Annotated in this window: 10 protein-coding genes and 3 pseudogenes; all 13 read right to left on the reverse strand. The window is 42.4% G+C overall.

Annotated elements, in window-relative coordinates; genetic code table 11:
- Window positions 1–226: 226 nt before the first annotated feature.
- The 13 genes and pseudogenes from UF75_RS21335 to UF75_RS21390 all read right to left on the reverse strand — a co-directional run bounded on the left by UF75_RS21335 (window position 227) and on the right by UF75_RS21390 (window position 11,983).
- Entirely contained in the window at window positions 227–439 is a 213-nt protein-coding gene (locus UF75_RS21335; RefSeq protein ID WP_045576575.1) for a helix-turn-helix transcriptional regulator, read from the reverse strand.
- Window positions 440–1,109: 670 nt separating this feature from the next.
- Window positions 1,110–1,859 (reverse strand): annotated as a pseudogene (locus tag UF75_RS21340) (radical SAM protein); the annotation flags it as partial.
- Window positions 1,860–1,982: 123 nt separating this feature from the next.
- On the reverse strand, window positions 1,983–2,846 hold the full coding sequence (locus UF75_RS21345) for a carbon-nitrogen hydrolase family protein (RefSeq protein ID WP_045576576.1): 864 nt from the start codon (window positions 2,844–2,846) through the stop codon (window positions 1,983–1,985).
- Between the two features lie 159 nt (window positions 2,847–3,005).
- Entirely contained in the window at window positions 3,006–4,391 is a 1,386-nt protein-coding gene (locus UF75_RS21350) for a sigma-54 dependent transcriptional regulator (protein WP_045576577.1), read from the reverse strand.
- 18 nt (window positions 4,392–4,409) lie between these two features.
- Window positions 4,410–6,227 (reverse strand): two-component system sensor histidine kinase AtoS, encoded by a 1,818-nt coding sequence (gene atoS, locus UF75_RS21355; protein ID WP_045576578.1) that lies wholly within the window; start codon window positions 6,225–6,227, stop codon window positions 4,410–4,412.
- A 401-nt stretch (window positions 6,228–6,628) separates the two neighbouring features.
- On the reverse strand, window positions 6,629–7,255 hold the full coding sequence (locus UF75_RS21360; RefSeq protein WP_045576579.1) for a 3-oxoacid CoA-transferase subunit B: 627 nt from the start codon (window positions 7,253–7,255) through the stop codon (window positions 6,629–6,631).
- 10 nt (window positions 7,256–7,265) lie between these two features.
- Window positions 7,266–7,940 carry a 3-oxoacid CoA-transferase subunit A gene (locus UF75_RS21365; RefSeq protein ID WP_045576580.1) on the reverse strand — a complete coding sequence of 225 codons (675 nt, stop codon included), beginning with the start codon at window positions 7,938–7,940 and terminating at the stop codon, window positions 7,266–7,268.
- Between the two features lie 88 nt (window positions 7,941–8,028).
- A complete protein-coding gene (locus UF75_RS21370) occupies window positions 8,029–9,447 on the reverse strand; it encodes a TIGR00366 family protein (RefSeq protein WP_197079492.1) in 1,419 nt (472 codons plus the stop codon).
- Window positions 9,448–9,672: 225 nt separating this feature from the next.
- Window positions 9,673–10,080, reverse strand: coding sequence for a DUF5131 family protein (locus tag UF75_RS30880; RefSeq protein WP_282433841.1), 408 nt, complete (start codon window positions 10,078–10,080; stop codon window positions 9,673–9,675).
- Between the two features lie 35 nt (window positions 10,081–10,115).
- A complete protein-coding gene (locus UF75_RS30885; RefSeq protein ID WP_052693509.1) occupies window positions 10,116–10,304 on the reverse strand; it encodes a DUF5131 family protein in 189 nt (62 codons plus the stop codon).
- Between the two features lie 112 nt (window positions 10,305–10,416).
- Window positions 10,417–10,611 (reverse strand): annotated as a pseudogene (locus UF75_RS21380) (hypothetical protein); the annotation flags it as partial.
- Window positions 10,612–10,825: 214 nt separating this feature from the next.
- Window positions 10,826–11,562 (reverse strand): annotated as a pseudogene (locus UF75_RS21385) (Rpn family recombination-promoting nuclease/putative transposase); the annotation flags it as partial.
- 118 nt (window positions 11,563–11,680) lie between these two features.
- Window positions 11,681–11,983 (reverse strand): nucleotidyltransferase domain-containing protein, encoded by a 303-nt coding sequence (locus UF75_RS21390; RefSeq protein ID WP_045576582.1) that lies wholly within the window; start codon window positions 11,981–11,983, stop codon window positions 11,681–11,683.
- Window positions 11,984–12,070 lie beyond the last annotated feature (87 nt).

A 12,070-nucleotide genomic window follows, 5' to 3' on the forward strand; every position in this document is an offset into this window, starting at 1 on the left:
TATGGGATATTATGGTATAAATTTTATTCTGTAATGATGATTTTCTTTCGTCCTAGCCCCTTTAGGGCCGAATTCACCTCAGTGGTGCAGACTTGTTCGCCCTTTTTCATCGCAGGAACTAGTCTGTTAAGTATCCCAAATAGTGATATAGACCTATACCTTTCCTTTGGCTTAGCTCCCAGTTACGTCGGATTCAGAGAGCTGGAGAAAAAATTCGGCGTTTCTCTCAGCGATAGGGCCTTTTATTATTAGTCAATCCTACCAGATAGTCGATACTGGTTTTATAGAATTCAGCAAGTTTAATAAGCGAGGTACTAGGAATATCCAGGCCACCGCTTTCATATCTGGAATAGGTTGTTTGGCTTACCTTCAGGAAGGTGGCAAGCTCTTGCTGAGTCAAATCCCTGTCCTCTCGTAAATCACGTAATCGCTGGTACATGATATTCACCCCAACACTATTTTATAGTATGCGATAATTGCATATTGATTATTATGCGAAAAACGCATAAAATAGTGAGTGTAAACCACTATTGGGGTGAAGAACATTGGTAAATTATAAAGAAATGTATAGTATACTCTTCAACAAAATGACAGATATCATTGAAGAAATTCAACAGATACAGCGCCAAACGGAAGAAATGTATTAGATAGTAAAGACAGTGAATTTGTTCTTCTGAAGTCATGCAAGGATTCAGACCAACCGATAAAGCAAGAATAATTGTAAGTGTCAAATAGCCCCCACCTAGAATTAGATGAGGGCTATAGCTATTTATCTTCGTCACTAACTTTAATAGTGATAGTTAGGTTGAAAAGATTAATCTGTTAGATCCTATCTTCTTCGTCTAAGCGCCGTTCAATCTCTTCATCAGTCAAGTCAAACTGGCGAGCGTATTCTCGTGCCCGTTGTCTCTGCGCATAATAATCCTGTTTGCGTTGCTCTCTTTCAAGTAAAGGATTCTGCTTCCCACGCCCTACATTTCGTAAGCTTCGATAAATAACGTAACTATGAGTGAAGTGAATAGCAGCATGATAATACTCTGAAGTGGATTTCCAAAGCCAAAACCTATGATCACACTGTTCACCTCCGAAAAGTCTTGTTTCCTTATATTCTAAAAAACCAGCTCTCCTGGTTTATAGCCGGCAGGCAATTCCTCTTCATATAAAAATTTGAAATTGTCATCACGCAGTATGGGTAAAAATACTTCGTAGGGTATACTGAAAAACGCACAGGTATAATTACTGGATCCGACCCACCTGCCTTCATTGCCACCAAAATTCAAACCTCTGGCAAATTTCGTATAGTTTGAGCAATCATGAACTGCTAAATCCCAGCTTTCTTCAACGGCTATTTTCATGAATTTCAGAGTTAATTCCCTACTCCAAATCGGAGATATATAGCCATGTCTGGAAATATACATGTTTTCCCCGTAATAATTGTCTATGTTATTGGCATTTAGGTGCAATTCTGCACAATTTATAAAATCGAGTTTTGTCTCTAAGATCGCTTGCTTCTTATTGAAAAAAGTTTCGAAGAACTCAGGAGTCATTGGCGTTTCAATACCTACATTTTCAATGTATTTTTTCGCTATTGCAATAATTTTAATCACTTTGTCCGAACAATTTGAGGCACCCAGTTTGAAACGCAACTCGTCAAGACCGGCTTCACCTAAAGCTTTCAACGTCTCTTCCGTAGCTAAAGTGCCATTTGTATAGAGATGTTGATGAATCCCTGCATCACTGAATTTCTTTATAACCGGATAGTATTTTTCAATTTCCATGAATGGCTCTAAATAAACGTAGGAAATGCCCGTGGGCTTCTGTTGGATGGAAAGAAGTAAATCAATGTCCTTCTCATAAAATATGTTGTTTTTCCCAGAGTTATCTGGACTACTTAACCGAGAAATCCGTGGTCTTTTTATGCTTACCACCGATCAAATTTTATAGACTTTTAAGGCCCCGTTTTAAGCTCGATAGACAACTGATTATTCGTTTTCCCGTTTCAAACATATTTCACCATAGAATTCAGTCCGGCGGTCTTTGAAGATATCAAACTCATACTCTCCAGGTTTGATGATGGTTTGCTTACTGCGGGCTTTTCCCACTTTGAGGTCAGCATAAATTATTTCCTCCTGATCCGAACCGGCTCGGGCCAGAAACCTGCCGTAAGGATCCACTATGGAACTGGCCCCGATGAACGACATCCCTCTTTCCATACCGACCCTGCTGGATGCAATCATAAACACCCTGTTCTCTAAGGCGCGAGCCGGAAGTAAAGTTTCGATAAAGTTTTCTGTCCCTAAGGGTAAATTGGTAGAATTAATAATAATATCTGCCCCTTGCAAGGCCAAAGCCCGACAGGCCTCGGGAAACAGGAGGTCGTAACAGATGATTAATCCAATATTGCCAATAGGGGTGGAATAAACAGTATACGGTATATCCCCTTTCTCTGAGAATCGATCGGCGCCAAGATAGATCCGGTGGGTCTTGCGGTACTTCCCAATGATTCCCTCAGGCCCGATTAGGACGGTTGAATTGAATAATTTACCTTGAAAATTTTCCAATAAACCGACTACCACGTAGAGATCGTGTTCGCGAGCTTGATTAATTATTTTTCCGGTGCTTCGTCCGGGAACTTCCTCTGAATAGATTTTAGCTTCGTGTAAGTCGTTGAAACAATATCCCGTCAGTTCAGCTTCAGTAAAAGCAATAAGTTTAGATCCATTTGCCGCAGCGATTTCCATCGTCTCCAGTATTCTGGCTAAATTGTAAGCTTTATCTCCAATACGGGGATTTGACTGAACTACAGCACACTTGAAAACCCGGCCGGTCTGAATTCCTTGTTTCATAATATTTATTGAAACACCCCTTTCTACCTCGCTTCTTTAGGCGGTTCAGATATTTGCAATATAAGACAATATCTTTCTTTTGTTGCCGGTTTTGTCTATCCTTCTCCTAATATTTATAAATATGAAGGGGTGAGCGGACTAATTTGCTACCTTTGATTTTCAACTAAGCTTATGTTCCTGAATTTTATAAAGGAGGGCCCTTCGCGAAATCTGAAGAAGTTTTGCAGCATGAGTGTGGTTACCGCCTGTCCGTTCTATAGCCTCGGCGATGTGACGTTTTTCTGCTTCTGACAACACCTCTCGTAAAGACTGTAAAGAACCAGTTCCCGAAACAACTGTGCCTTCTTCCACCTCTTCCAGCGTTATGCTAAGGGGAAGATGCTCAGGCAATATAACCCGATTACTGCTCATGATCAGGGCATGTTCCACCGCGTTTTCTAATTCCCGGACATTTCCTGGCCAAGGATAGCTGCGGAAAATGTCTATCACATCAGGGGTGAGAAACATACCATTCCGCCCTGTTTCTCCTGAAAAACGTTTTAAAAAATAATCAGCTAGTAAAATAATATCCTCCCCTCGCTCACGAAGCGAAGGTATACAAATTGGAACAATGTTCAGTCGATAATAGAGGTCCGCCCGAAAACGTTTCTCGGATATCTCTTTAGCCAAATCGCGATTCGTGGCTGCAATGATACGAACATTGGTGAAAAATGTTTTCGTGCCCCCAACGCGTTCAAACTCCTTGTCTTGTAAAACGCGGAGAAGTTTTACTTGGAGATTCGGACTCATTTCCGCAACCTCATCAAGAAAAAGCGTTCCTCCTTCGGCCAATTCAAATCTTCCGGCTTTTTGAAAAAGAGCACCTGTAAACGCTCCCTTTTCATGCCCAAAAAGTTCACTCTCTAACAAGCCGTCCGGAATCGAACCACAGTTAACCTGAACAAAAGGATTCTGCCGTCGATCACTTGTATAATGAATAGTCTTAGCGACCATACCTTTACCCGTTCCACTTTCTCCTGTGAGCAATACCGCCGCTTTTGAATTCGCAACTCGACCAATGCTTTTATATACCTCTTGAATTTTCGGGCTTTCTCCGATGAGTTTGCATGGGGCAGCCGTCTCCATGCTTAACACTTTCACTTCCTGAGTGAGATATACCACTTCTCTAACCAATCGCCGCATGTGAATAGCTCTATTCACAATAATCTTGACTTCTTCGAGGTTAAAAGGTTTTAAAATATAGTCGAAAGCGCCACGCTTCATGGTTTCAACAGCAATTTCCGAACTCCCAAATGCCGTCATCAAGATAATGGGCAAATCGGGTTTGATTTTGTGAATTTCATAAAATGCTTGTAACCCATCCATCTCGGGCATGCGGATATCAAGTAAAGCAACATCATAATAGTTTTCCTGAGCCATACGGAGTGCCTCTTTACCATTTTCCACGGTATCCACCCCATAACCCACCTTACTTATGGCCGTTTGAAGCACCAAACGCAAGCTCACCTCATCATCAGCTACTAAAACACGGACATTAATTGACATGTAGTGGGTTCCCCTCTCTTACTTAGATACATTTCCATAGGGTAAGCAGATTGTAAACGTACTTCCTATGCCAACGGTGCTTTCAACTCGAATATATCCGCGGTGAATTTCTACGATTTTGTTACTGACCGCCAGCCCCAGTCCAGTTCCTGTATCTTTAGTAGTGAAAAAAGGATCGAAAATTCTTGGTAAACTTTCTGAATCCATCCCTGTACCGCTGTCCTTGACGATAATCTCAACGCCTTCATTTGCCGTTTGTGTCGTGACTGTGATCTTTCCTCCTTCTGGGGGAAGGGCTTGCACCGCATTGAGTAATAAATTAACCAGAACTTGTTTAATGAGTTCGGCATCAACGGAAATAAGCCCGATGGTCGGATCAAAATATTTCTCCAGGACAACAAGCTCTTTTTTCAGACTTGGTGAAAGCAAAGAAAGCGTATCAGCCAAGAGTTCATTGGGATGAACGCATGAGACATTGTTTTTTGAAGGTTTGGCAAAATACAAAAGGTCCTCAATTACAACGTTAAGACGATCAACCTCTTTCAAGACTACATCTCCAAAAACCCGAGAGGAATGGTCCTTTGGCAATTCATCCACCAAAATTTGCACACTCCCGGAAATCGCTGTTAAAGGATTGCGTATTTCATGCGCCACACCGGCGGCCAGCTCCCCAACTGCAGCGAGACGATCCACTCTCCTTACCCGGTCCTCAAAGGCCTTATGTTCCGATAAATCTTTGAAAACAACAACCGCACCTAAGATATCCTGATTATCATAAAGCATAGAGGTACTAACACTGATGGGGACGATTGTCCCATCAGAACGACAAAATTCCTCTTCATACCCGATGAAGTTTTTACCGGTATGCAAAGTTTCTAACAGCAGGCCGTGAAACTTGGCGTGTCCAAGAAAAAGGTTGACATAGTTAATGCCAATCACCTCTTGATTTAGCCCCATTATGCGCCGAGCAGCATTATTTATGGCAGTTACCTTTCCGTCATTATCAATCGTAATAATTCCATCTACCATACTCTCCATGATAATTTCTGTATGTGAACGAGTATTCATTAGACTTTGTGCCATTCCATTAATAGCTATGGTAATTTCTCCAAATTCTCCATGAGTCTCTGGCAATCGATAACTCAAGTCACTACGCAAACCCCGTAGCCCTTGAATAATACCTTGGACAGAATTAGACACCCCACTTGCCAAAGGCATACTAATACCGAGCCCTAATAGTAAGGCGAGAGCTAACGTCAGATACATTACACCTTCCATGGTTTTTATCTGCTTATCTACACTTTCAGTCATTTCGTTGGCCCAGGCGTATCCGATGACACGATCGTCGCGAATAAGCGGAACCATGGCATTGAGGATATGACCCCTAACCATCTGGCCACGCGCAACCAGAGAGATCCCTTTTGCCATTACTTCACGACCTAAATGTTCTTTAGCGATTGATTGACCAATGGTTGAATTGTATTCAGAACTTGGTCCATAGGTAATAATGCAGTCTAGGTCCTTAGAATAATACCCAGCTCCTACCCCTGGATTTCCTGAAACAATTTGATCCGTAATCCCTGCCAACTTTGTATTGAGCAGTCGTACCTTTTCATCACGCAAAGCACTTTTAGCCTCTAATGGTAACAAGGTTTCAAAATCCCCTACCAGGTTCCCGTCCAACACCCGTGCAATGCCAAAGAGTTTGCTTTCCTTCTCCGAGTTAAGAGCTTGTTCGGCACGATGAATTAAAATATAGCCACTCCCTACCAGCGGCAATACCACTGCAAGGGCAAAGATAATCATAAGTCTAAGTCGCATACTAAATCGTCGCATGAAAACCCCCGTTCTTCACAATCGGCCTTGTCTTCTCTCCAAAACGAGAGCATATACCTCATTTATTCACAATTTTCTCACTTCTCATTATCGTATTTTTTTATTTCCCTGTCCACCCCTAGTGCGTTATGGATTTATTTGGATAATCTGTTTGTTTTATATACAGAAATGCTCTTTTTCTATTGAATTTAGCTTACTTAATATCCAAAATGTCTTTAATAGTAATTACAAAACAAAACCCCGCAGTAAAATACCACAGGGTTTACCAGTTTCGGATGAACCCCCCATTGGGTAAGTTCTCTCTATTTACGTTCTACTATCATTGCAATCCCTTGGCCGCCAATACTAAGTGTAGCAAGACCACGATGTGCTGTTTCTCTCTTCGATACCTTCTATTTGGACTATTCAGCTCGGTATGATAAAGAGGCCTCAGTACAGGCTTGCACTTCCTCGAAAGTTAAGCCCGGGGTAATCTCTTTAAGCACCAAACCCTTGGAGGTCACTTCCATAACTCCCATATCCGTGACAATCAGATTGACTTGTTTTGCTGCCGTCAAAGGTAATGTGCACTTCTTCAGGACTTTTAAGCCGCCATTTTTGGCGGTATGCTCCATGGCAATAATAACGCGTTGCGCACCAACGACCAGGTCCATTGCTCCACCCATTCCGGGCACCATCTTTCCCGGAATCATCCAGCTTGCTAAGTTTCCTTCTTCATCTACCTGAAGTGCTCCGAGAACTGTAGCATCCACATGCCCTCCTCTAATGATGGCAAAGGACATGGCACTATCGAAGCAGCAACCGCCCGGTAATATGGTAGCATATTGCCCTCCAGCATTAACCGTATCAGAATCCTCTTTTCCTACTTCCGGCGCAGGGCCGACCCCTAAATAGCCGTTCTCAGATTGAAGGATGATCTTTATTCCTTCCGGCAGGGCATTAGCAACCTTAGTAGGGATTCCTATCCCTAAATTAACGACATCCCCCGTGTTGAATTCTTGAGCCACTCGTTTAACAAGCCACTCCATTCTTGCTTCCTTATCCAGCGTTAGTCACCTCCCGCGGCTGCTTCTGAACCAAATAATCCACAAAGATACCCGGGGTCATGACTTCATCCGGGTCGATTTCCCCAACTTCCACGATATGCTCCACCTGAGCAATGACTAGGTCTGCGGCCATTGCCATGATTGGATTAAAGTTACGTGCCGCACGACGATAGACAAGATTTCCGGCCATATCCGCTTTATAGGCTTTTAATAAGGCTACATTAGCGTGAACAGGGAGTTCCAGAAGGTATTCTGTACCATTGACAACCAGCTTCTGCTTCCCTTCCTCCACAATCGTTCCAATTCCAGTTGGAGTCAAAATTCCTCCTAAACCCGCGCCTGCTGCCCGAATCTGCTCGACTAAGGTTCCTTGAGGTACCAGCTTCACTTCAAGCTCATCGGCTGACATTTGCCTTCCGGTTTCTTTGTTCGTGCCTATGTGGGTTGCAATGAGCTTACTAACGCAACGCTGCACGATAAGTTGTGACATCGCATCCCCGAGGATACCCGTATCATTGGCGATGAGGGTCAGCTCTTTAACACCCTTCTGGCAAACTTCTTCCAGAAGTTGGTCGGGGGCTCCACACCCAATAAACCCTCCGACCATTAGGGTCATTCCATGCTGAACCTTGCTGATAGCTTCTTCTAAACTCACTAATTGTGCCATCGTAATTCAACCTCTCTTAAAACTAAAACACCTAGATATAATAGCCTGTGAATGATTCAACTCTAATCAGACCACTCTGATGAAAAGATTAGAAAATTGGTGGAATATAAGGTACAGTTTTCGCCAAGATCCAAACCATGAAGATAACAACAGGTAAATGGAAGAGCAATTGTAAAATTGAGTATCCTGCGAGGTCCCTTGCTTTTACACCCATAATACCCATCAATGGTAGCATCCAGAAAGGATTAATAAAGTTTGGCAGGGCCTCTGATGCGTTATATACTTGCACGACCCAGCCAAGGCTAACATGCAATTGTTTTGCAGCTTCGATAAGATAGGGTGCTTCTACGATCCATTTTCCACCGCCTGAGGGAAGGAATAGTCCGAGAATGGCAGAGTAGATTCCAACAATGGCTGGGAATGTATTTTGAGTTGAAATGGAAAGGAAGAACTTCATCAATAAATCGGCCAGTCCAGAGCCCATCAACACCCCGAAAATACCGGCATAAAGAGGAAATTGAATGAGTACACCACCGGTAGCGGGTATGGCTTTAGCTGCGGCATTTAAGAAACTTCTTGGCGTCCAGTGCAATAGCATCCCTAACATCAAGAACATAAAATTGTACGTATTAAGATCGAGAGCAGCTAAAGGCCCTTTAGTAGAAATAATCTGAACGAGATAGATAAGACCTATGGCAACAACGGCAAGGTTCAAAATCGGGCTATACTCTAACCATTCCCCAGGCTTTTCCGCTTTGATTTTTACACCAGCGTCTTCCCCCGCTCCGTAGTTGACACCGGCCATTTCTGCCGTCTTGGCCTTATCTGCATTAGGGGTAGAGACAAAACAGATCCCAACTGACAAAACGATAAGCACAATAATCATGACCAAGTTTTGCCAAGAAAAAATAGTTTCCGACAAGGGAATCGTACCACTAATTTTATACAGCGCAGCAGGAATAGAGGATTTCGTTGTCATCAACAGAGCTGGTGAGGAAGAAAGTCCTAAAGCCCAAATACTTCCGAGTCCGAGGTATCCCGCTGCACCTATTGCCCTGTAATCAACCCCTTTTACCCGTTTACTCACTTCTCTAATCAGGATTCCGCTGAAAATCAAGCTAAAGCCCCAACTTAACAGAGATGCAACCATGGCAAAGAAGGCAACAAAGGCCACCGCGCCTTTCGGAGTTTTAGGTATAGCTGAAAGTTTAACAATGATCTTATGAACTGGTTTAGCCGAAGCTACAACGTAACCGGTAATAACAATAAACGCCATTTGCATCGCAAAGGGGACCAAATCCCAAAAGTGAGATCCAAAATCCACTCCGATTTGGGTAGGAGTACGCCCCATGAATAGTGCCGCCACTCCAACGAGAACCACCGCAATCGCCGCAAATACATAAGCATCCGGGAACCACTTTTCACTCCAATCTGCGAGTGCAAATCCCGCGCGGGCCATCAGCCCTTCTTTAACCTGATCTGTTTGACTTGTTTCCTTGTTAATCATCTTTCACACACCCTTCTTTTCAAATTACCCAGAAGATTTTCCCCGACCTCACCTTTACTCCTAGTTCTGTGATTTACTCACCAGCCCCCTGACTATCACTAACAGCAAATTCTATGCCAACCCGATTACCCAGGAGCATTCTTCAGAAAATTCGGAAGTAAACCTTGGTATAAGAAGGTTTCAGCCATTACGATTATTACATCAAAAACACCACCCGCTTTACGTTTAAACGAGTGGTGTGAAATCAAAGGTCTGCAAGTGTGAAAATTTATGCATAGTTCTGAATTTACAAAATATTTTATTTAAGTGCATTGGCCCTTTAAACTCCTTGGCACTGCCCGGCAAGCCTTTATTCAAAAATTCCTTAACCTCATCAATTAATGGTTCAAAGGAAATAAATCGGACTTTGGCATTTACTTTCCTCAATGAATCAATACGATACTTATATTGATCACTTTCAATAGTTACCCCTTGCCAGATGTTAGGGCTCCAAGCCAGATAAGGAGCAAGTTCTTCAAGTCGATCTGATCTTTTCGTTAGAACTTGGAAGGTATGCCGAGAAGCTTTATTCATAATGCCAAAAATCTTTTGGATATATTCTAAAGGGATGTCTTCATGGAAAAGATCCGACATAGAATTTACAAAGATTAGAGACGGCTTTTTCCATTTCAAAGGATCATTAAGCAGTATTCGTGGAGTGAAACCTCAAATCCATTAGCATATTTCTTGTTTCCCATTAATTTTAGACGTTGAGCCATGACAGCACCGTAACAGTTTTTACATCCATCAGATATCTTCGTACAGCCAGTAACCGGATTCCAGGTATTTTCAGTCCATTCAATTTTTGATTTGGCCATTTTATCGCCTCTTTTTACAAATTACTAATAAGTGTGTGTCAAAATGTGGTCTACTGCTTTTTACCAGTACCCGTTGCTGTAACGACTAGGTTTTTAAACGAGTGATGGACTTTAGATAGGAGGTCGTGATAACCCGCAATTTACCGCCATTGGCTGTGAACTGAGTCAGTTCATTGATGATTAACCATAAGCCACTCCACTTGATGAACGATACGAGAAAATCAATTCTGTCACTGCTTAAGATTTCCTTTTTAAGTTCGGAGATCATGCTGGGCTCATGAACCGCCCCAGTAAAGAGGGAGTGCTTACCTCTATTTACGTATTTTGGTCAACTTATCTATTTACTCTCAGGCAATTAACAATGTTAATCTATGGACGGTCCCCTTTGGCGGAAAAGCGAATTGCGGACAAAAAATCGCCCCACACTTCCATAGTGTAGGGGATAGCTTTTTCTGATTCGACAGGCACCGGTGCTCCTAGGGCCCCCTCTAGGGAGCAGACCCCTCCCTCGATCAGTAGTCTCAATCTTTTAGCACTTTAACTTCGTCTTCCGTCATACCTGTTGCTTTAGCTATCTTTGAAATCTCCATTCCCAAGTCCAAAAGATTCTTCGCAACTTCTGCCTTTCCTTCTACCTTTCCCTTCTGGATTGCTTCCCTCAAGCGGAGTTCTGCTTCTCTGACGGCCGCCATCTCATCTAAAACTGCCTTGCGTCTCGCAAAGTACTCTTCTCTCACATTAGGATCATCACTTGATTTCTCCCACGCAGCTATGGCCTGGTGCAAAACGGGATCTTGCATTGCAATCTCCTCCAGTGTTTTTAAAATTTCCTGATTTTCCGAACCCTCCAGAAGCAATAACCATCGAACCAAAACATCCTCCCAAGGGCTAACCTCTCTTCGTCGCCACTTTGAGACCAATTTAGGCAATTCCATGAAGTGCATTTCTAAGGCTTCCGTAAGTTGGAATCTCTCTTCGTCTTCGTAAAGATGAAATACACTATGGTAGTTCTTCGTCTGATTCAAATAATTAAAATCTAAAATGTTAATCGTGACCGCCTTCGCCAGTTCCTTGTAAGCCATCCCTTCTCGCATCTGCCTGGAGTACATTTCCGCCCAATACAGTGAGCGTTTCTCTATGTCGTATTGATTGCTTAATTGAATTTCTATGTTAATCTGCATCCTTCAATCGTCACAGCACGAACATCTAGAATAGACTTCTTATCGTCTCTGTATTCTTTGTTCAATTCTGGATTCATAAAAAGTGAGGTGTGTCAAGTTGGTTCCTCCACTTTACTCTTTTCCAATAATTCGCTGAAGGAAGTAAATAATTCATCGATTTGCTTTATCTCGAAAATTATTTGAGATATTGCCTTTTCAGGAGACGCGATAAAGATCACCTTCCTTTTCAAGGTATTGTGAAAATGGATCTTCCCTATCTAAATTAATTAAATCGACAGGACGACTTAATGTAGTCATTAATTTCCCTAATAGAGCAAAATAATTTTCGGGTAAACATCCTTTTATGGCAATATCTATATCAGAATCTTCCCTGTAAGTACCCGTGACCAACGAGCCGAAAATAAATATTTCCTTGCATCCGGCATTCTTGAGTATCTCAATTGCAGAGTATATATCTTTTTGAAATTCCTCCGGAAGCGTTGAGAGAAACTCGCTCATATTAACAACTCCCAAAATTTTACTTTAACACTTCCATCGTAACATAGTTTGAGAAGCTTGTCAGGATCGCAATTTGATTTTGATCCA

The sequence above is a fragment of the Desulfosporosinus sp. I2 genome (assembly GCF_000960765.1).
Lineage (GTDB): Bacteria > Bacillota > Desulfitobacteriia > Desulfitobacteriales > Desulfitobacteriaceae > Desulfosporosinus.